Below are 21,247 nucleotides of genomic sequence, written 5' to 3' on the forward strand. Positions count from 1 at the left end.
GTCAGCTCCCTTCAGCACCCGGCTGCGCAGCCGGGCCGGTCTCGGGGGCAGCCTGCGAGGCCGCCTCGGTCCTGGGTGCGCGGTCGCCACGGGCGGCGCCACCGCGACGGGGACGGTCGCCACCGGCGCCGCCGCCACGACGGGGACGGTCGCCACCGGCGCCGCCGCCGCGACGGTCGTCGCGGTCCCGACGCTGGCCCGCACGAGCACCGGCGGCAGCCGCCTCACGCTCGGCGCGGCTGGTCGGAGCCTCACCCTTGTAGATCCACACCTTCACGCCGATGCGGCCGAAGGTGGTACGGGCCTCGTAGAGGCCGTAGTCGATGTCCGCACGGAGGGTGTGCAGGGGCACGCGGCCCTCGCGGTAGAACTCCGAACGGGACATCTCAGCGCCGCCCAGACGGCCGGAGCACTGCACCCGGATGCCCTTGGCGCCGCTCTTCATGGCCGACTGCATCGCCTTGCGCATGGCCCGACGGAACGAGACACGGCTGGACAGCTGCTCGGCCACACCCTGAGCGACGAGCTGGGCGTCGATCTCGGGGTTCTTGACCTCGAGGATGTTCAGCTGGACCTGCTTCTTGGTCAGCTTCTCGAGGTCGCCACGGATCCGGTCCGCCTCGGCGCCGCGGCGGCCGATGACGATGCCCGGACGGGCGGTGTGAATGTCGACCTGAACCCGGTCGGTGGTCCGCTCGATCTCCACCTTGGAGATGCCGGCCCGCTCCATGCCCTTCTTGAGCATGCGGCGGATCGCCACGTCCTCGGCGACGTACGACTTGTAGAGCTTGTCGGCATACCACCGGCTCTTGAAGTCGGTCGTGACGCCGAGGCGGAACCCGTGCGGGTTAACCTTCTGACCCACTAGCGGGTCCTCCCCTTCGGCTCGCGGGACTCCACGATCACGGTGATGTGGCTCGTCCGCTTGTTGATCCGATAGGCACGACCCTGAGCGCGGGGACGGAACCGCTTCAGCGTCGGGCCCTCGTCGACCCAGGCACGGCTCACGAAGAGCGTGTCGCGGTCGAGCTTGAAGTTGTGCTCCGCGTTCGCAATGGCGCTGGACAGCACCTTGTACACGGTCTCGCTCGCCGACTGGGGAGCGAACTGCAGCACGGCCTGCGCCTCCGAAGCGGGCAGCCCGCGAATGAGGTCCACCACACGGCGGGCCTTCATGGGCGTGTGGCGCGCGAACCGCACCTGAGCCCTGGCTTCCATCGCTTACTCCTCTTACCTTCTGCTTCGTATGGGCCGAGTCCGTCTCGCCTCGCAACGATCGACCTGGCTTCCGCCCGTCGACCGTTCCCGGCTCGACCTCCTGGCCCTAAGGCGCTTACCGCCGGCTGCGGCGGTCTTCCTTGACGTGGCTGCGGAACGTCCGCGTCGGAGCGAACTCGCCGAGCTTGTGACCGATCATCGACTCGGTGACGAACACCGGGACGTGCTTGCGGCCGTCGTGAACGGCGATCGTGTGACCGAGCATGTCGGGCACGATCATGGAGCGCCGCGACCACGTCTTGATGACGTTCTTGGTGCCCTTCTCGTTCTGGACATCCACCTTCTTCTGAAGGTGGTCGTCCACGAAGGGACCCTTCTTAAGGCTACGTGGCATTTTGGCTGCTCCTACCGCTTCTTCCGCTTAGTCCGACGACGGATGATCAGCCGGTCGCTGGCCTTGTTCGCCGCACGAGTACGTCCCTCGGGCTTGCCCTTGGGGTTGACGGGGTGACGACCACCGGAGGTCTTACCCTCACCACCACCGTGCGGGTGGTCGACCGGGTTCATCGCGACACCGCGGACGGTGGGGCGCTTGCCCTTCCACCGCATACGGCCGGCCTTACCCCAGTTGATGTTGGCCTGCTCGGCGTTGCCGACCTGGCCGATGGAGGCCCGGCAGCGGACGTCGACCTGGCGCATTTCGCCGGAGGGCATACGCAGCGTGGCGTACTGGCCCTCCTTGGCGAGAAGCTGGATCTGCGCACCGGCGGACCGGCCCAGCTTGGCGCCGCCACCCGGACGGAGCTCCACCGCGTGGATGAAGGTACCGGTCGGGATGTTGCGCAGCGGGAGGCAGTTACCCGGCTTGATGTCGGCCGTGGGGCCGTTCTCAATCAGGTCGCCCTGCTTGAGGCCGGTCGGGCAGAGGATGTAGCGCTTCTCCCCGTCGGCGTAGTGCAGCAGAGCGATGCGGGACGTGCGGTTCGGGTCGTACTCGATGTGAGCGACCTTCGCCGGGATCCCGTCCTTGTCGTGGCGCCGGAAGTCGATGATCCGGTAAGCACGCTTGTGACCGCCACCCTGGTGGCGGGTGGTGACTCGGCCGTGGACGTTACGGCCGCCCTTGCTGTGCAGGGGCGCAAGCAGCGACTTCTCGGGCGTGCTGCGCGTGATCTCGGAAAAGTCCGAGACGCTGGCGCCGCGGCGACCCGGGGTCGTCGGCTTGAGTTTACGGATGCCCATCTTTTTCGTTCATCCTTCGTCGGTTAATCCGGGCGAATGCCCCCCGCCTCCCGGCGAGGGGCGTTCACCCCGTTACTTACTAAGCGAGCGGTTTCAGCCGACCTGACCGAAGATGTCGATCCGGTCGCCCTCAGCCAGGCTCACGATCGCGCGCTTGGTGCTGGGGCGCTGGCCGTAGCCGGCCCTGGTCCGCTTGCGCTTGCCCTGGCGGTTGATGGTGTTGACGCTGGCCACCTTGACGCCGAAGATCTGCTCAATGGCGATCTTGACCTGCGTCTTGTTGGCCGTCTTCCGCACCAGGAACGTGTACTTGTTGTGCTCGTCGATCAGGCCGTAGCTCTTCTCGGAGACAACCGGCTTGATGATGATGTCGCGCGGGTCGGCGATCTTCTCCATCAGGCGTCTTCCTTCCCGCTCTTGCTCAGACGCGCGACGACCTGGTCGTACGCTTCCTGAGTGAAAACGACGTCGTCGTAGCAGAGCACGTCGTAGGTGTTCAGCTGCCCGGCGTCCAGCAGGTGGACCTCGGGAGCGTTGCGCAGGCTCAGCCAGGTGAGCTCGTCGCCCTCGTCGACGACGACCAGGACGCTACGGGTCTGCGTGATCTTCCGCAGCGACTCGAGAGCCGCCTTGGTCTTCGGGGTCTCACCCTCGATCAGCGCGCTGACCACGTGAACGCGGCCACCGGCTGCCCTGTCGGAGAGGGCGCCGCGCAGCGCGGCGGCCTTCATCTTCTTGGGGGTCTTCTGGGAGTAGTCCCGGGGAAGCGGGCCGTGGACGGTGCCACCGCCGGCGAACTGCGGGGCGCGGGTCGAACCCTGACGGGCGCGGCCGGTGCCCTTCTGGCGGTACGGCTTCTTGCCGCCGCCGCTGACCTCACCGCGGGTCTTGGCCTTGTGGGTGCCCTGCCGGCGAGCGGCGAGCTGGGCCACGACGACCTGGTGGATCAGCGGGATGTTGACCTTGGCGCCGAAGATGTCACCAGGCAGGTCGACGGTGCCGGTCTTCGCCCCGCTCACGTCGAGGACGTCAATGGTGCTCACTTGGCAGCCCCCTTCTTGGCAGCGGTGCGGACGAGAACCAGGCTGCCGTTGGCGCCGGGGATCGCACCCTTGATCAGGATGAGGCCCTTCTCGGCGTCCACGGCGTGGACCTTGAGGCTCTGGATGGTGGTGCGGACGTTACCCATCCGACCGGCCATGCGCAGGCCCTTGAAGACGCGGCCCGGGGTGGCGCAGCCACCGATGGAACCCGGCGAACGGTGCTTGCGCTGGGTACCGTGCGAGGCGCTCAGACCCTTGAAGCCGTGGCGCTTCATGACACCGGCGAAGCCCTTGCCCTTGCTCTTGCCCGTCACGTCGACGAACTGGCCGGCCTCGAAGGTGTCGGCGAGGAGCTCCTGGCCCAGGGTGTAGTCGCTCGCGTCGTCGGTACGGATCTCCGCGAAGTAACGGCGCGGGGTGATGTCGTGCTTGCGCAGGTAGTCGCCGAGCGGCTTGTTGACCTTCCGCGGGTCGACCTGCCCGAAGCCGAGCTGCACGGCGGAGTAGCCGTCCTTCTCGGGGGTGCGGACGCGGGTCACGACGCACGGACCGGCCTCGACGACGGTCACCGGGACCATCCGGTTGTCCGCGTCGAAGACCTGGGTCATGCCGAGCTTCTTGCCCAGGACGCCCTTGATCTGCTTAGCCATGTCAGTGCGTTCCCTCAGAGCTTGATCGAGATGTCAACGCCGGCGGGGAGGTCGAGTCGCATGAGCGAGTCGACCGTCTTCGGCGTCGGGTCGATGATGTCAATCAGCCGCTTGTGCGTGCGCATCTCAAAGTGCTCGCGGCTGTCCTTGTACTTGTGCGGCGAGCGGATGACGCAGTACACGTTCTTCTCGGTCGGCAGCGGCACCGGGCCCGCGACCTTAGCGCCAGTCCTCGTGACCGTCTCGACGATCTTCTTGGCCGAGCTGTCGATGACCTCGTGGTCATAGGCCTTGAGCCGGATGCGGATCTTCTGTCCCGCCATAATGGCCTCGGTGTCCTTCGCTGTCGTCTGAAAAAGTTACGTGCGGCCTGTTGCCGCTGTGAGGTCGAGTCGGCCTCGCCACGTGACCCGCGGGTCACCGTTCGGCTCTCTCTCCCAGCCCCACGTAGCAGACACTGTGGGTCTGCGCTTTCTTCCGTGATCTGGCAGTTACTTCGGTCACTCCGTGGCCGAACCAACTGCGAGATCACGGTTCGTGGGGGTTCCGAGGAGGCGCATGCCGTACGGCGTGAACCTCCTCGTGGTGCGGCGGCCGGACCCTGATACGAGGGCCGGCCGCCACTCCGCGATGGTACTACTTGATGATCTTGGTCACACGACCCGCACCGACGGTGCGGCCACCCTCACGGATGGCGAACTTGAGACCGTCCTCCATCGCGATGGGCTGGATGAGCTGGACGGACATCTCGGTGTTGTCACCGGGCATGACCATCTCGGTGCCCTCGGGCAGGTTCACAACACCGGTCACGTCAGTCGTACGGAAGTAGAACTGCGGACGGTAGTTGTTGAAGAACGGCGTGTGGCGGCCGCCCTCGTCCTTGGACAGGATGTAGACCTGAGCCTCGAACTCGGTGTGCGGGGTGGTCGTGCCCGGCTTGATGATGCACTGGCCGCGCTCGACGTCCTCGCGCTTGATGCCGCGCAGGAGCAGACCGACGTTGTCGCCCGCCTGGCCCTCGTCGAGGAGCTTGCGGAACATCTCGACACCGGTGACCGTGGTCGTGGTCTTGGTGTCCTTGATGCCGATGATGTCGACGGTCTCGTTGACCTTGACGATGCCACGCTCGATACGGCCGGTGACGACGGTGCCACGACCGGTGATCGAGAAGACGTCCTCGATCGGCATGAGGAACGGCTTGTCGGTCTCACGGGCCGGCTGCGGGACGTTCTCGTCCACAGCGGTCATGAGCTCGATGATGCTGTCGCCCCACTTCTCGTCGCCCTCAAGCGCCTTCAGCGCCGAGACGCGGATGACGGGCAGGTCGTCGCCGGGGAACTCCTGAGCCGAGAGAAGCTCACGGACCTCGAGCTCGACGAGCTCCAGGATCTCCTCGTCGTCCACCATGTCGGCCTTGTTCAGGGCGACAACGATGTAGGGGACGCCGACCTGGCGGGCCAGGAGGACGTGCTCCTTCGTCTGCGGCATCGGGCCGTCGGTGGCGGCGACCACGAGGATCGCGCCGTCCATCTGAGCCGCACCGGTGATCATGTTCTTCACGTAGTCGGCGTGACCGGGGCAGTCCACGTGAGCGTAGTGGCGCTGCTCGGTCTGGTACTCGACGTGCGCGATGGAGATCGTGATACCACGAGCCTTCTCCTCGGGCGCCTTGTCGATCTTGTCGAACGGGGTCGCCTCGTTGAGGTTCGGGTAACGCTCGTGGAGCACCTTGGTGATCGCCGCGGTCAGAGTGGTCTTGCCGTGGTCGATGTGTCCAATGGTGCCGATGTTTACGTGCGGCTTGGTCCGCTCGAACTTGGCCTTGGCCACTGCTCTGTCTCCTTAGAGATTCTGACTTGACTTGCGTCTTCGTACTCGGGCTTGGGGAGGCCGGTCCCTCTCAGGACCGGCCGACGAGAAACTACTCGCCCCGCACCTTCTCGGTGGCAGGGGGGTGGTCTCCCACCTCCCCGTCACCGGGAACGGATGCCGGACTCACTCGCCCCGCACCCCTCCGGTGGCGGGGTGACGATCTCCTCGCCTCCCGCACCCGGAACGGATGCCGGACTTACTCGCCCCGCACCTTCGCGACGATCTCCTTGGCGATGTGCGCAGGCACTTCCGCATAGGAGTCGAACTGCATGCTGTAGCTCGCGCGTCCCTGCGTCTTGCTACGGAGGTCACCCACGTAGCCGAACATCTCAGAGAGCGGCACGAGCGCCCTGACGATACGGGCGCCGGAGCGCTCGTCCATCGACTGGATCTGCCCGCGGCGACCGTTGAGGTCACCGATGACGTCACCCATGTAGTCCTCGGGCGTGGTGACCTCGACGGCCATCATCGGCTCCAGGATTACTGCGTCCGCCTTGCGCGCGGCCTCCTTGAAGGCCATCGAGCCAGCGATCTTGAAGGCCATTTCGGACGAGTCCACCTCGTGGTAGGCACCGTCCTGCAGGGTGACCTTGACCCCGACCATGGGGTAGCCGGCGAGAACACCGAACTCGGCGGCCTCCTGGGCGCCCGCGTCGACCGACGGGATGTATTCCCGCGGGATGCGGCCACCGGAGACCTTGTTCTCGAACTCGTAGCCGTCGTTGCCTTCGCCCAGCGGCTCGATGTCGATGATGACCTTGGCGAACTGGCCGGAACCACCGGTCTGCTTCTTGTGGACGTAGTCGACCTTCTCCACCTTGCGGCGGATGGTCTCCCGGTAGGCCACCTGCGGACGGCCGATGTTGGCCTCGACCTTGAACTCGCGGCGCATCCGGTCGACGAGGATCTCCAGGTGGAGCTCGCCCATACCCCAGATGACCGTCTGCCCGGTCTCCTCGTCACGGCGGACCTGGAAGGACGGGTCCTCCTCGGCCAGACGCTGGATCGCGACGCCCAGCTTCTCCTGGTCGCCCTTGGTCTTGGGCTCGATGGCGACGTTGATGACCGGCGCCGGGAAGTTCATCGACTCCAGGACCACGGGGTGAGCCGGGTCGGCCAGGGTGTCACCGGTGGTGGTGTCCTTCAGGCCCATGACGGCGACGATCTGACCAGCGTGAGCCGACGGGCGCTCCTCGCGCTTGTTGGCGTGCATCTGGTAGATCTTGCCGATCCGCTCCTTGCGGCCCTTCACCGAGTTGGTCACGGCGGTGCCGGTCTCGAGCGTGCCCGAGTAGATGCGGATGTAGGTGAGACGGCCCAGGTGCTGGTCGCTCATGATCTTGAAGGCCAGCGCGGAGAACGGCTCGTTGACGTCCGCGTGACGCTCGACGACCTCCTCCTCGTTACCGACCGCGTGGCCCTTGAAGGCCGGGATGTCGATCGGTGCGGGGAGGTAGGCGACGATCGCGTCGAGCAGGGGCTGCACGCCCTTGTTCTTGAACGCGGTGCCGGTCAGGACCGGGTTGACGGAGCCGGACAGCGTGGCGCGGCGCAGGGCCGCGACCAGCTGCTCCTCGGTGGGCTCGACGCCCTCGAGGAAGAGCTCCATCAGCTCGTCGTCGTTCTCGGCGACGGTCTCGACGAGCTTGTCGCGCCACTCACGGGCCGCCTCGGCGTGCTCGGCCGGGATGTCGACGGTCTCGTACATCTCGCCCTTGGCCGCCTCGGCGCTCCAGAGCAGGCCCTTCATCTTGACCAGGTCGATGACGCCCTTGAAGTCGGCCTCGACGCCCCAGGGAAGCTGGATGACGGCGGGGGTCGCGTTCAGGCGGCTGATCATCATGTCGACGCAGCGGTGGAACTCCGCGCCGACGCGGTCCATCTTGTTGACGAAGCAGATGCGGGGCACGCCGTAACGGTCGGCCTGACGCCAGACCGTCTCGGACTGCGGCTCGACACCGGCCACGCCGTCGAACACGGCGACGGCACCGTCGAGGACACGGAGCGAGCGCTCCACCTCGATCGTGAAGTCCACGTGGCCCGGCGTGTCGATGATGTTGATCGTGTGATCGAGCCATTCACAGGTGGTAGCGGCGGAGGTGATGGTGATACCACGCTCCTGCTCCTGCTCCATCCAGTCCATCGTGGCTGCGCCCTCGTGGACTTCACCGATCTTGTAGTTGATACCGGTGTAGAACAGGATGCGCTCAGTCGTCGTGGTCTTGCCCGCGTCGATGTGGGCCATGATCCCGATGTTGCGGACCTTGGCCAGGTCAAGAGCGGTCGTGGTGGCCACTTCTCTCGCGTCCTCGTCGTCTCGTCGAACCCGCTGTTACCAGCGGTAGTGGGCGAAGGCCTTGTTGGACTCGGCCATCTTGTGGGTGTCCTCGCGCTTCTTGACGGAAGCGCCAAGGCCGTTGCTGGCGTCGAGCAGCTCGTTCATGAGGCGCTCGGTCATGGTCTTCTCGCGGCGGGCCCGGGAGTACTGCACCAGCCAGCGCAGGGCCAGGGTGGTGCTGCGCGCGGCGCGCACCTCGACCGGGACCTGGTAGGTCGCGCCACCGACACGGCGGCTGCGGACCTCAAGGGTGGGCTTGACGTTGTCCAGCGCACGCTTCAGGGTGACGACCGGGTCGTTGCCGGTCTTCTCCCGGGCACCCTCAAGGGCGCCGTAGACGATGGACTGCGCGATGGAGCGCTTGCCATCCAGGAGCACCTTGTTGATGAGCGCGGTGACCAGCGGCGAGTTGTGAACCGGGTCGGCCATGAGCTGACGACGACCAGGAGAACCCTTGCGAGGCATTCTTACTTCTCCTTCTTCGCGCCGTAACGGCTACGGGCCTGCTTGCGGTTGCGGACACCCTGGGTGTCGAGCGAGCCACGGATGATCTTGTAGCGGACACCCGGCAGGTCCTTCACACGACCACCACGGACGAGCACGATGGAGTGCTCCTGGAGGTTGTGGCCGACACCCGGGATGTAGGCCGTGACCTCGATGCCGTTGGTGAGCCGGACACGCGCGACCTTGCGGAGGGCGGAGTTCGGCTTCTTGGGGGTCGTGGTGTAAACGCGCATGCAGGTGCCGCGTCGCTGGGGGCTGGCCTTGAGCGCCGGGGTCTTGGTCTTGGTGACCTTGTCCTGGCGGCCCTTGCGGACCAGCTGCTGAATCGTGGGCACCGCGTCTCCGTTCGTGCTTGCCGGTGATTCGAATGTTGTGCTTTTGCAGGCGCTGCCGGTGTCATGACCTGCGAATTTTCCATCCACTCCGACCCACGCGCTCGGGCGTGTCGCGCATCTATCGCGCCACATCCCCAGCCAGGCCAGTGGAGGAGGCCATACGGCGCCTCTGCCGACTCCCCGTGGGAAACCTGTCGACGCGCACGCATGAGAGCCCATGAAGCCACGGGCACGAACGGAAAGACTACCTAGTCCAGCGCAACACGTCAAAACGGTTACGCCTATCGAGCGCCGCTGTGAGCGCCCGCGTCCGTGTCGTGACTCCCGCGATCGGTTTCCGACCGACCGCTGCTGGGTCCGTAATGAGTTTACCGGCAGCGGGGGGCTTGTCCGACCGTTCTCTCCATCAAGGCACGGCTTTCACCGCAACATTCCGGTCAAGAAAGGTCCGCGCCGGCCCGTCCGGCGGCACGGGCCGTCGACGGCCGGGTCCCGGACGGACGAGGTCCGGACGGATACGGTCCGGACGGACGACGGCGCCCGGCCCCCTCCGGGGACCGGGCGCCGTCTGCGATCACTCAGCGGTTGTACTGACCGAAGTCGTACTCCTCCAGCGGCACGGCCTCGCCGGAACCGGACCCGAAGGTGTAGTCCGCGGCGGAGCCGTCGTAGCCGCCGACCGTGTACATCGCGGCCTTGGCCTCCTCGGTGGGCTCGACCCGGATGTTGCGGTACTGGGGCATGCCGGTACCGGCCGGGATGAGCTTTCCGATGATGACGTTCTCCTTGAGACCGAGCAGCGAGTCCGACTTGGCGTGGATCGCCGCGTCGGTGAGCACCCGGGTCGTCTCCTGGAAGGACGCCGCCGACAGCCAGGACTCGGTGGCGAGCGAGGCCTTGGTGATGCCCATCAGCACCGGACGTCCCGAGGCCGGCGTGCCGCCCTCGGCCACGCACTCGCGGTTGATCCGCTCGAAGCGCGGCCGCTCGACCAGCTCACCGGGGAGCATGTCGGCGTCACCCGACTCGAGCACGTTCACGCGCTTGAGCATCTGCCGGACGATGATCTCGATGTGCTTGTCGTGGATCGACACACCCTGCGAGCGGTAGACCTGCTGGACCTCGGCCACCAGGTGGAGCTGCACGGCCCGGGGGCCGAGGATGCGCAGCACCTCGTTGGGGTTGACGGCACCGGCGATCAGCTGCTGGCCGACCGTGACCCGCTGCCCGTCGGAGACCAGCATGCGCGAGCGCATGGACACCGGGTAGGCGACCTCGTCCGAACCGTCGTCCGGGACGATCACGATCTTGCGGGTCTTGTCGGTCTCGTCGACGCGGACCCGGCCCTCGGCCTCGCTGATCGGGGCGACACCCTTGGGGACGCGCGCCTCGAAGAGCTCCTGGACACGGGGCAGACCGTGGGTGATGTCCGCACCCGCCACACCACCGGTGTGGAAGGTACGCATCGTCAGCTGGGTGCCGGGCTCACCGATCGACTGGGCGGCGATGATGCCGACCGCCTCGCCGACGTCCACGAGCTTGCCGGTCGCGAGCGAACGGCCGTAGCAGGTGGCGCAGACACCGATCTTGGCCTCGCAGACGAGAGCGCTGCGGGTCCTGACGGTCTCCACCCCGGCCTCGACCAGCGCGGTGACGTGGGTGTCGTTGATGTCGACCCCCGCGGACGCGATGACCTTGCCGTCCACCTCGACGTCCTCGGCCAGGATGCGGCCGTGCACGTTGCTCTCGGCGTTCTCCGCCTTGACCAGGTTGCCCTGGGCGTCGCGCTCGCCGACGTGCAGCGGGACCGCGCGGTCGGTGCCGCAGTCGATCTCGCGGACGATGACGTCCTGCGCGACGTCCACCAGACGACGGGTCAGGTAACCCGAGTCGGCGGTCCGCAGCGCGGTGTCGGCCAGACCCTTCCGCTGTCCGTGGGTGGAGATGAAGTATTCCAGCACCGACAGGCCCTCACGGAACGAGGCCTTGATCGGACGCGGGATCGTCTCACCCTTGGTGTTGGACACCAGACCACGGATGCCGGAGATCTGCCGGACCTGCATCAGGTTTCCTCGGGCGCCCGACTGGACCATCATCCAGACCGGGTTGGTCTTCGGGAACGCCTTCTGCATGTCGTCGGTCACGTCGCTGGTCGCGTGCGTCCAGATCTCGATGAGCTCCTGACGGCGCTCCTCGTCGGTGATCAGGCCGCGCTCGTACTCCCGCTGGACCTTGTCGGCCCTGCGCTCGTACGTCTCCATGATCGTGCCCTTGTTGGGCGGCGAGATGACGTCCTCGATGGAGATCGTCACACCGGCCCGGGTCGCCCAGTAGAAACCGGCGTCCTTGAGGGCGTCCAGCGCCGTCGCGACCTCGACCTTGGGGTACTTCTCGGCCAGCTCGTTGACGATCGCCGACAGCTGCTTCTTGCCGACCTGGGAGTTCACGTACGGGTAGTTCGCCGGCAGCGTCTGGTTGAACAGGCAGCGGCCGAGCGTGGTCTCCAGGCGGTAGCTGTCGCCCGGCTCCCAGCCCTCGGGGGCCGTCCAGCCGCGGGGCGGCGGGACCTCTCCCTTCAACCGGATCTGGATCTTGGCCTGGATGTCCAGCTCGCGCCGGTCGTAGGCCATGAGAGCCTCGGACACCGAGCCGAAGACCCGGCCGTGACCGGGGGCCTCGTCGTCGTCGTCCTTGATCGTGGTCAGCGAGTAGAGACCGATGATCATGTCCTGGGTGGGCATGGTCACCGGCTTGCCGTCGGCCGGCTTCAGGATGTTGTTGGTGGACAGCATCAGGATGCGGGCCTCGGCCTGCGCCTCGGCCGACAGCGGCAGGTGCACGGCCATCTGGTCACCGTCGAAGTCCGCGTTGAACGCGGTGCAGACGAGCGGGTGGATCTGGATGGCCTTGCCCTCGACCAGCTGCGGCTCGAAGGCCTGGATGCCCAGGCGGTGCAGGGTGGGCGCACGGTTGAGCAGCACCGGGTGCTCGGTGATGACCTCTTCGAGGACATCCCACACGACCGGGCGGGCACGCTCGACCATCCGCTTGGCCGACTTGATGTTCTGCGCGTGGTTGAGATCGACCAGACGCTTCATCACGAACGGCTTGAACAGCTCCAGCGCCATCTGCTTGGGCAGGCCGCACTGGTGCAGCTTCAGCTGCGGGCCGACGACGATGACCGAACGGCCGGAGTAGTCGACTCGCTTGCCCAGCAGGTTCTGGCGGAACCGGCCCTGCTTGCCCTTCAGCATGTCGCTGAGGGACTTCAGCGGGCGGTTGCCGGGGCCGGTGACCGGGCGGCCGCGACGGCCGTTGTCGAACAGCGCGTCGACGGCCTCCTGGAGCATCCGCTTCTCGTTGTTCACGATGATCTCGGGCGCGCCGAGGTCGAGAAGACGCTTGAGGCGGTTGTTCCGGTTGATCACACGGCGGTAGAGGTCGTTCAGGTCCGAGGTCGCGAACCGGCCACCGTCGAGCTGCACCATCGGGCGCAGGTCCGGCGGGATGACCGGGATGCAGTCGAGGACCATGCCGTTGGGCGAGTTGCGGGTGTTCAGGAACGCCGACACGACCTTGAGACGCTTGAGCGCGCGGGCCTTCTTCTGGCCCTTGCCGCTGCGGATCGTCTCGCGCAGGTTCTCGGCCTCGAGGTCGAGGTCGAAGTTGGTCAGCCGCTCCTGGATGGCCTGGGCGCCCATGCCGCCGCGGAAGTAGCGGCCGAAGCGGTCGCGCATCTCGCGGTAGAGCAGCTCGTCGCCCTCAAGGTCCTGGACCTTGAGGTTCTTGAAGCGGCTCCAGACCTCGTCCAGACGGTCCAGCTCGCGCTGGGTCCGGTCGCGGAGCTGGCGCATCTCGCGCTCGGCGCCCTCACGGACCTTGCGGCGCTGGTCGCCCTTGGCGCCGGCGGCCTCCAGCTCGGCCAGGTCGGTCTCGAGCTTCTTCTGCCGGGCCTCGATGTCGGCGTCACGGCGCTGCTCGATGTGCTGCCGCTCGACGGAGATCTTCGCCTCGAGCGAGGGCAGGTCACGCTCACGCATTTCCTTGTCGACATGCGTGATCATGTAGGCCGCGAAGTAGATGACCTTCTCAAGGTCCTTCGGGGCCAGGTCGAGCAGGTATCCCAGACGGGACGGGACGCCCTTGAAGTACCAGATGTGCGTGACGGGCGCGGCCAGCTCGATGTGGCCCATCCGCTCACGGCGCACCTTGGCGCGGGTCACCTCGACGCCACAGCGCTCACAGATGATGCCCTTGAAGCGGACACGCTTGTACTTACCGCAGTAGCACTCCCAGTCCCGGGTCGGACCGAAGATCTTCTCGCAGAAGAGTCCGTCCTTCTCGGGCTTGAGGGTCCGGTAGTTGATGGTCTCGGGCTTCTTCACTTCGCCGTGCGACCACTGGCGGATATCGTCAGCCGTCGCGAGGCCGATCCGAAGTTCGTCGAAGAAGTTGACGTCCAGCACTTGTATTCCCCTCCTCAGCTTCTAGATCAGACCTCTTCGACGCTGCTCGGCTCACGCCGGGACAGGTCGATGCCGAGCTCTTCCGCGGCGCGGAAGACGTCCTCGTCGGTGTCACGCATCTCGATGGACATGCCGTCGCTGGAGAGCACCTCGACGTTCAGGCACAGCGACTGCATTTCCTTGATGAGGACCTTGAACGACTCCGGAATGCCGGGCTCGGGGATGTTCTCGCCCTTGACGATGGCCTCGTAGACCTTCACCCGGCCCAGGACGTCGTCGGACTTGATCGTCAGCAGCTCCTGCAGGGCGTAGGCGGCGCCGTAGGCCTCCAGCGCCCACACCTCCATCTCACCGAAACGCTGCCCGCCGAACTGCGCCTTACCACCCAGCGGCTGCTGGGTGATCATGGAGTACGGACCGGTCGACCGCGCGTGGATCTTGTCGTCGACCAGGTGGAGCAGCTTCAGGATGTAGATGTAACCGACCGAGATCGGGTGCGGGAACGGCTCGCCGGAACGGCCGTCGAACAGCTGGGCCTTTCCGTTCGCGCCGACCATGCGCCCGCCGTCCCTGTTGACCAGGGTGTTGTCGAGCAGCCCGACGATCTCTTCCTCGTTGGCGCCGTCGAAGACCGGGGTGGCCATGTTGGTGCGCGGGTCGACCTCGGCGAAGCCCTTGTCGCGCAGCCGCTCGGCCCAGGCCTCCTGGATGCCGGTGATGTCCCAGCCGCGGGCGGCGATCCACCCCAGATGGGTCTCCAGCACCTGGCCGACGTTCATCCGGCCGGGCACGCCCAGCGGGTTGAGGATGATGTCGACCGGCGTGCCGTCCTCCAGGAACGGCATGTCCTCGACCGGGAGGATCTTGGAGATGACACCCTTGTTGCCGTGCCGGCCGGCCAGCTTGTCACCGTCGGTGATCTTACGCTTCTGCGCCACGTAGACGCGGACCAGCTCGTTGACCCCCGGCGGCAGCTCGTCGCCCTCCTCACGGCTGAACACCCGCACCCCGATGACCTTGCCCTGCTCGCCGTGCGGCACCTTCAGGGAGGTGTCACGGACCTCGCGGGCCTTCTCACCGAAGATCGCGCGCAGCAGCCGCTCCTCGGGCGTCAGCTCGGTCTCGCCCTTGGGCGTGACCTTGCCGACCAGGATGTCGCCGGGGACGACCTCGGCGCCGATCCGGATGATGCCGCGCTCGTCGAGGTCGGCCAGCACCTCCTCGGAGACGTTCGGGATGTCCCGGGTGATCTCCTCGGGGCCCAGCTTGGTGTCGCGGGCGTCGACCTCGTGCTCCTCGATGTGGATCGAGGACAGCACGTCGTCCTGGACCAGCCGCTGGGACAGGATGATCGCGTCTTCGTAGTTGTGACCCTCCCACGGCATGAACGCCACCAGCAGGTTCTTGCCCAGCGCCATCTCGCCGTTGTCGGTGCACGGACCGTCGGCGACGACCTGGTTGACCTCGATCCGGTCGCCTTCCTTGACGATCGGCTTCTGGTTGAAGCAGGTGCCCTGGTTGGAGCGCTTGAACTTCGCCACCCGGTAGGTGGTGCGGGTGCCGTCGTCGTTCATCACCGTGACGTAGTCGGCCGAGACCTCCTCGACCACGCCCGCCTTGTCGGCGGTGATGACGTCACCGGCGTCGGTCGCGGCACGGTATTCCATGCCGGTGCCCACCAGCGGCGACTCGCTCTTGAGCAGCGGCACCGACTGGCGCTGCATGTTGGAGCCCATGAGCGCCCGGTTGGCGTCGTCGTGCTCCAGGAACGGGATCATCGCGGTCGCGACGGACACCATCTGGCGCGCCGACACGTCCATGTAGCCGACCTCACTGGCCCGCACGGACTCGAACTCCCCGCCCTTACGGCGGACGAGAACGCGGTCCTCGAGGAACGTGCCATCGGAGGCGACCGGCGTGTTCGCCTGGGCGATGACGTGACGGTCCTCCTCGTCCGCGGTGAGGTATTCGACCTGCTCGGTGACCCGGCCGTCGACGACCTTGCGGTAGGGCGTCTCGACGAAGCCGAAGGAGTTGACCCGGCCGAAGGAGGCCAGCGAGCCGATCAGGCCGATGTTCGGGCCTTCCGGCGTCTCGATCGGGCACATCCGGCCGTAGTGGGACGGGTGCACGTCACGGACCTCGAAGCCGGCCCGCTCACGGGACAGACCACCGGGACCCAGCGCGGACAGACGCCGCTTGTGCGTCAGGCCGGCCAGCGGGTTGGTCTGGTCCATGAACTGCGACAGCTGGGAGGTGCCGAAGAACTCCTTGATGGAGGCGACGACCGGGCGGATGTTGATCAGGGTCTGCGGCGTGATCGCCTCGACGTCCTGGGTGGTCATCCGCTCGCGCACGACGCGCTCCATGCGGGCCAGGCCCAGGCGGACCTGGTTCTGGATGAGCTCGCCGACGGTGCGCAGGCGGCGGTTGCCGAAGTGGTCGATGTCGTCGGTCTCGACGACGGTCTCACCGTTGGCGCCGGCCATCGATGTCTCGCCCGCGTGGAGCTTGACGATGTATTCGATGGTGGCGACGATGTCCTCTTCGGTCAGCGTCCCCTGCGTGATGTCGCTGTCGACACCCAGCTTCTTGTTGATCTTGTAACGGCCGACCTTGGCCAGGTCGTAACGCTTGTGGTTGAAATACAGATTCTCCAGCAGCGTCTGCGCCGACTCCTTGGTCGGCGGCTCGCCGGGCCGCAGCTTGCGGTAGATGTCGAGCAGGGCGTCGTCCTGGCCGGCCGTGTGGTCCTTCTCCAGGGTGGCCCGCATCGACTCGTACTGGCCGAACCGCTCGAGGATCTGCTCGTTGGTCCACCCCAGCGCCTTCAGCAGCACCGTGACGGCCTGCTTGCGCTTGCGGTCGATACGGACGCCGACACTGTCACGCTTGTCGATCTCGAACTCGAGCCAGGCCCCCCGGGACGGGATGACCTTGCAGCCGTAGAGGTCCTTGTCGGAGGTCTTGTCGACGCTGCGGTCGAAGTAGACGCCCGGGGACCGGACCAGCTGGGAGACCACGACACGCTCGGTGCCGTTGATGATGAAAGTGCCCTTGCCGGTCATGAGCGGGAAGTCGCCCATGAACACGGTCTGGCTCTTGATCTCACCAGTGGTGTTATTGATGAACTCCGCCGTGACGAACATCGGGGCGGAGTAGGTCATGTCCTTGTCTTTGCACTCATCGACTGAGTACTTGGGCGGCTCGAATCGGTGATCGCGGAACGACAGGGACATGGTTCCGGAGAAGTCCTCGATGGGACTGATCTCTTCGAAGATCTCTTCGAGACCCGACTGGGCCGGAACGTCCTTGCGCCCGGCCTGGCGAGCCGCCTCGACCCGCCCCTTCCACTTCTCGTTGCCGAGCAACCAGTCGAAGGACTCGGTCTGGAGAGCGAGAAGATCAGGAACTTCGAGCGGCTCCTGAATTCGTGCGAAAGACACACGACGGGGACCAGCGGGTACGGCGGAGGCGTTGCGCGAGGCTGCCAACAGATGTCCTTCCGAGGGCTCGCGGCGGACTGACTACACGCACGCCAGACGACCATGCATCAGAGCACCAAAAGAAGCGGGTCGTCAAAGGGCAGCGCAAAGGGGCAGTGTAGCCGAACGGCATACACCTGTCCACTTCAGTCTTGCTGCATGCTCCACGTTGGTCGCAGCATCGCCCGTCAGCGCCGAAACGTCAAGCCCGCGACCCGACATTTCGGCCGGGAAGCAGCCGTGACGCTGGGAGTTTTCCCCCCACGTGACCTGCGCACACCACCGGATCCAAGACGATACCCGCGACCTGGTGTGGCTAACGCTCAGTCACACGCCGGTTCGAACGCTAGCCGAGGAGCGGCTGACGATCGACACTGCCATGGGTGATGTACCCGGGGGCTTGCCAGGGCCAAACATGGTTTTTACTAACAATTGAGTAACCCGCCACGCCCACTAGCCCGGCGGAGGGTCTCCGAGCAGCGTGGACAGCTCCGCCACCAGCCAGCGCGAATCCTTCCTGACCATGACCAGCCGGGCCCGGTTCTGGCTGACCTGGCGCCGCGGCTCCTTCTCCCCCGCGAGGGTCTTCACGGTGCCGGTGTTCATGAACAGCAGCACCTCGACCCGGCCGGAACGGGCCGACTCGACCGCCGCCCCCGCCACCGTCACCTGCTGCACCATGTGCTCCCGTTTCGCCAGCGGCACCAGGGTCGTGGCAAGCTTCTTGTAGTGCTCGGTGAGGGCTCCGGTGGTGTAACCTCCGGCCCGTGCGAAATCTTGTTCGATCGTACGATAGTCGTACGACAACATGTCCGAGGCGACCAGGCGCGCCGCCGCCAGCGCCTCGCGCCCGTCGGCCTCCTCCTCGCGCAGCCGGCCGAGGTCGGCGGACATGACCCAGACGGCGGCCGCGAGCGCGAACGCCACCGCGGTCAGCACCCCCGTCACCAGCAGGGACAGGCGCGTCACAGGACCAACTCCGCCTTCGACACGAGCCAGACGCCTCCGACCTTGGTCACTTCCATGTTCCACCGGTAGAACCGCTCCTGCGGCGCGTCCTTGCTCCCCTCCCGGCGGATCAGCGCATCGCCCACCGCCATCACCTGGGCCCTGTCCCCCCGCAGCGAGACAAGGCCGCAGGCGCGCAGCGCGCCCGTCTGGACGACCTTGTCCTTGAGCGTGGTCTCCTTGAGCGCCGCGAGGTTCCTGGCGTACTCCGCCTTGGCCGGCCCCGTGGAGGTGTCGAGGATGCGTTTGATGTCCGCGTCGACGCTCGGATGGCTGACCGAGAGCAGATCGACCGCGTGCGCCCCCGCCGCCTGGACCGCCGCTTCGCGGTCGTCGGCGGTCGCCTGGGCCTGACGCAGGTCCCCGCCGATCCAGAAGGCGGCGGCCAGCAGCACCGCGATCAGCACGCCCAGCGCCGGTCCGGCGATCCTCAGCGGGCGAGGAGGCCGAGCAGCTTTCACCGCCATGCGTTGTCTCCCGTCGCACGGTCTCCGGAACGCCGGCCGGCGACCGCCCAGCGCCGGCCGTCCAGACCGGTAAGCCCCCGGTCGCCGGATCATAACCCGCCGCGCGGATCACCCACAGGAGGCTTTCCGGAGCCGTTTCCGGCTCCACCGGTCCCGGAGCCCGCCGTACGGACCGGGAGAACCCCCGCGGGGCGGGGCCGAAGGGCTCCGCCGTACGCGCCGGGAGGACCTCGCGGGGCGGGGCCGAAGGGCTCCGCCGTACGAGCCGGGAGGAGCCCTGTCACGGGGGCGGGGTCACCTCACGCTGTTGACGTGGGCCGCGACGAGCCGGGGATACTCCTCCAGCCAGTTGCGGCCCCGCTCGTCCACGAACGAGTTCGGCGGCGGGATGACGCCGTTGGCCGCCAGCCAGGAGCCGGGCGGGCGCTGGGTGCGCCGGATCCGGCCAGCGCTGGGCATGAGCTGCGGCGGGATCGGCGGCAGGCCGCCCGGGTCGTGCCCCATCTGTGCCTCCGCCTCCAGCTCGGAGACGTCCTTCTCCTCGGACATGCCGATCGGCCCGTGACGGCGGGCGTTGAGGAACTGCCGCACGACGGGCTCGTCACTGGAGAGCAGCATCTCGCGCGGCCCGAACATGACCAGCTCCCGCCGGAACAGCAGGCCGATGTCGTCGGGCACCGTGCGCGCGGTGTTGATGTCGTGGGTGACGATGAGGAACGTCGCCTCGGTCTCCGCGTTGAGATCGACGAAGAGCTGGTTCAGATAGGCCGTGCGGACCGGATCCAGGCCGGAGTCGGGCTCGTCGACCAAGATGATCTCCGGGTCGAGGACGAGCGCCCGGGCCAGGCCGGCCCGCTTGCGCATGCCGCCGGAGATCTCGCCGGGGAGTTTCGCCTCCGCGCCGAGCAGGCCGACGAGGTCCATCTTCTCCATCACGATGCGGCGGATCTCACCCTCGCTCCTCCTGGTGTGCTCGCGCAGCGGGAAGGCGATGTTGTCGTAGAGGTTGAGCGAGCCGAACAGGGCTCCGTCCTGGAACAGGACGCCGAACAACCTCCGGAGCTCGTAGAGCTTGTTCTCGCTGCAGTTGGCCAGGTCGTGGCCGTCGATCCAGATGTGGCCGCGTTCGGGCCTCAGGAGACCGACCAGGGTCTTCAGGAAGACGGACTTGCCCGTGCCCGAGGGGCCGAGCAGCACCGAGATCTCTCCGGCGGGGAGGGTCAGCGTGACGTCCTCCCAGATGACCTGCCTGCCAAACGACTTGGTCAGGCCCTCGACCACGACTTCGACGCCCACGTGCCACCCTCCGGAGGCCACCGATCGTGACCGGTCGGCGGCTTGACGGGGAATCACCTACGGATGACACAACCGTAGCCACGATCGCCCGGATTGGAAGAGGGTCCAATAAGTTCCCGTGATCGTTACGGCACGGTTATGAGACGCGGAGTCCAACAGTAGTCGTGTGACCGGCGGCGGCCGGCCGGGCGCGCGAGCATGCCCGTGGAGACGACGCACGGGCGTGTCCCCCCGGAGGGGACACGCCCGTGCGGACACAGAAAGAGCGGGCCACCGGCACCTGGTGGACCCGCTCTCTCCGGTGAAGCCGAATTACTTGACGGTGACCGTCGCGCCGGCGGCCTCGAGGGCGGCCTTGGCCTTCTCCGCCTGCTCCTTGTTGACCTTGCCGTCGAAGACGGGCTTGGGGGCGCCGTCCACGAGGTCCTTGGCCTCCTTGAGGCCCAGGCTCGTCAGAGCGCGGATCTCCTTGATGACCTGGATCTTCTTGTCACCGGCGGCCTCGAGGACGACGTCGAACTCGTCCTGCTCCTCGACCTCCTCGGCGGCGGCAACGCCACCGACACCCGGGGCGGCGGCGACGGCGACCGGAGCGGCGGCCTTGACGTCGAAGGTGTCCTCGAAGAGCTTCACGAAGTCGGACAGCTCAAGGAGGGTCATCTCCTTGAAAGCGTCGAGCAGCTCGTCGGTGCTGAGCTTCGCCATGGTGGTTCCTCCGTATGGATCTAACAACTAAGAATTGGGACCGCGGTATGTATGCGCTAATCCCCTACGACCGCTTGCGCGGACCTACTCGCCGGCCTCTTCGCGCTTGGCGCGCAGAGCCTCGGCCAGCTGAGCCATGTTGGTGGGCAGCGCGTTGAAGACGGCGGCCGCGTGGCCCTGCTTCGCCTTCAGAGCACCGGCCAGCTTCGCGAGGAGGACCTCGCGCGACTCAAGGTCGGCAAGCTTGCTGATCTCGGCCGGGGTCATCGACTTGCCGTCGACGACACCACCCTTGATGACCAGGAGGGGATTGGCCTTGGCGAAGTCACGCAGACTCTTGGCAGCCTCGACCACGTCGCCGTTGACGAACGCGATCGCCGACGGACCCGCGAGCAGGTCGTCGAGCTGGTTGATCCCGGCCTCGTTGGCCGCGATCTTGGTCAGCGTGTTCTTCACCACGGCGAACTTCGCATTCTCACCGAGAGAGACGCGCAGCTGCTTGAGCTGAGCGACGGTGAGACCGCGGTACTCGGTCAGAACGGCAGCGCTAGAGCCTTCGAAGCTGCTCTTGAGCTCGGCTACAGCCGTTGCCTTTTCCGCCTTCGCCATGGGCCTCCT

The 21,247-nt window shown here is 66.7% G+C and carries 19 protein-coding genes; all 19 read right to left on the reverse strand.

All coding sequences use genetic code 11. From position 1 onward, the window contains the following. Position 1: 1 nt before the first annotated feature. The 19 genes from rpsC to rplJ all read right to left on the reverse strand — a co-directional run bounded on the left by rpsC (position 2) and on the right by rplJ (position 21,238). The gene (rpsC, locus tag J2S55_RS11445) at positions 2–865 is read right to left on the reverse strand and encodes a 30S ribosomal protein S3 (protein ID WP_306859618.1); all 864 of its coding nucleotides are present in this window, start codon (positions 863–865) and stop codon (positions 2–4) included. After that, positions 865–1,218, reverse strand: coding sequence for a 50S ribosomal protein L22 (gene rplV, locus J2S55_RS11450; RefSeq protein ID WP_012887836.1), 354 nt, complete (start codon positions 1,216–1,218; stop codon positions 865–867). Before rplV ends, rpsC begins: the two co-directional genes overlap by 1 nt. A gap of 115 nt (positions 1,219–1,333) precedes the next feature. Continuing rightward, complete coding sequence (gene rpsS, locus J2S55_RS11455) at positions 1,334–1,612, reverse strand: 30S ribosomal protein S19 (RefSeq protein ID WP_012887835.1); 279 nt, start codon at positions 1,610–1,612, stop codon at positions 1,334–1,336. 11 nt (positions 1,613–1,623) lie between these two features. After that, a complete protein-coding gene (rplB, locus tag J2S55_RS11460; RefSeq protein ID WP_306859619.1) occupies positions 1,624–2,460 on the reverse strand; it encodes a 50S ribosomal protein L2 in 837 nt (278 codons plus the stop codon). A gap of 93 nt (positions 2,461–2,553) precedes the next feature. Next, complete coding sequence (gene rplW / locus J2S55_RS11465; RefSeq protein WP_012887833.1) at positions 2,554–2,856, reverse strand: 50S ribosomal protein L23; 303 nt, start codon at positions 2,854–2,856, stop codon at positions 2,554–2,556. Beyond that, on the reverse strand, positions 2,856–3,503 hold the full coding sequence (gene rplD / locus J2S55_RS11470) for a 50S ribosomal protein L4 (RefSeq protein ID WP_306859621.1): 648 nt from the start codon (positions 3,501–3,503) through the stop codon (positions 2,856–2,858). The genes rplW and rplD overlap by 1 nt, the downstream gene beginning before the upstream one ends. Then, a complete protein-coding gene (rplC, locus tag J2S55_RS11475; RefSeq protein WP_306859623.1) occupies positions 3,500–4,153 on the reverse strand; it encodes a 50S ribosomal protein L3 in 654 nt (217 codons plus the stop codon). The genes rplD and rplC overlap by 4 nt, the downstream gene beginning before the upstream one ends. A gap of 14 nt (positions 4,154–4,167) precedes the next feature. After that, positions 4,168–4,476, reverse strand: coding sequence for a 30S ribosomal protein S10 (gene rpsJ / locus J2S55_RS11480; protein ID WP_012887830.1), 309 nt, complete (start codon positions 4,474–4,476; stop codon positions 4,168–4,170). 313 nt (positions 4,477–4,789) lie between these two features. Beyond that, on the reverse strand, positions 4,790–5,983 hold the full coding sequence (gene tuf / locus J2S55_RS11485; protein WP_306859633.1) for an elongation factor Tu: 1,194 nt from the start codon (positions 5,981–5,983) through the stop codon (positions 4,790–4,792). Between the two features lie 238 nt (positions 5,984–6,221). After that, positions 6,222–8,270, reverse strand: a complete 2,049-nt coding sequence (gene fusA / locus J2S55_RS11490) for an elongation factor G (RefSeq protein WP_370879773.1) — start codon at positions 8,268–8,270, stop codon at positions 6,222–6,224. 87 nt (positions 8,271–8,357) lie between these two features. Further along, positions 8,358–8,828, reverse strand: a complete 471-nt coding sequence (gene rpsG, locus J2S55_RS11495; protein WP_179819699.1) for a 30S ribosomal protein S7 — start codon at positions 8,826–8,828, stop codon at positions 8,358–8,360. A 2-nt stretch (positions 8,829–8,830) separates the two neighbouring features. Beyond that, positions 8,831–9,202 (reverse strand): 30S ribosomal protein S12, encoded by a 372-nt coding sequence (rpsL, locus tag J2S55_RS11500; RefSeq protein ID WP_012887826.1) that lies wholly within the window; start codon positions 9,200–9,202, stop codon positions 8,831–8,833. Between the two features lie 578 nt (positions 9,203–9,780). Next, positions 9,781–13,668 carry a DNA-directed RNA polymerase subunit beta' gene (locus J2S55_RS11505; protein WP_306859639.1) on the reverse strand — a complete coding sequence of 1,296 codons (3,888 nt, stop codon included), beginning with the start codon at positions 13,666–13,668 and terminating at the stop codon, positions 9,781–9,783. A gap of 26 nt (positions 13,669–13,694) precedes the next feature. After that, positions 13,695–17,162: a DNA-directed RNA polymerase subunit beta gene (gene rpoB, locus J2S55_RS11510; RefSeq protein ID WP_306859641.1), complete on the reverse strand. Its 3,468-nt coding sequence runs from the start codon at positions 17,160–17,162 to the stop codon at positions 13,695–13,697. 444 nt (positions 17,163–17,606) lie between these two features. Beyond that, positions 17,607–18,122: an Rv1363c family protein gene (locus J2S55_RS11515; protein WP_306859643.1), complete on the reverse strand. Its 516-nt coding sequence runs from the start codon at positions 18,120–18,122 to the stop codon at positions 17,607–17,609. After that, positions 18,119–18,628, reverse strand: a complete 510-nt coding sequence (locus tag J2S55_RS11520; protein ID WP_306859645.1) for an Rv1363c family protein — start codon at positions 18,626–18,628, stop codon at positions 18,119–18,121. The genes J2S55_RS11515 and J2S55_RS11520 overlap by 4 nt, the downstream gene beginning before the upstream one ends. A 294-nt stretch (positions 18,629–18,922) precedes the next feature. Further along, complete coding sequence (locus J2S55_RS11525) at positions 18,923–19,924, reverse strand: ABC transporter ATP-binding protein (RefSeq protein WP_306859647.1); 1,002 nt, start codon at positions 19,922–19,924, stop codon at positions 18,923–18,925. A gap of 312 nt (positions 19,925–20,236) precedes the next feature. Continuing rightward, a complete protein-coding gene (gene rplL, locus J2S55_RS11530; protein WP_306859649.1) occupies positions 20,237–20,629 on the reverse strand; it encodes a 50S ribosomal protein L7/L12 in 393 nt (130 codons plus the stop codon). An 84-nt stretch (positions 20,630–20,713) separates the two neighbouring features. After that, positions 20,714–21,238, reverse strand: coding sequence for a 50S ribosomal protein L10 (gene rplJ / locus J2S55_RS11535; RefSeq protein ID WP_306859651.1), 525 nt, complete (start codon positions 21,236–21,238; stop codon positions 20,714–20,716). Positions 21,239–21,247: the final 9 nt, after the last annotated feature.

The organism is Streptosporangium brasiliense (assembly GCF_030811595.1).
Classification (GTDB): domain Bacteria; phylum Actinomycetota; class Actinomycetes; order Streptosporangiales; family Streptosporangiaceae; genus Streptosporangium; species Streptosporangium brasiliense.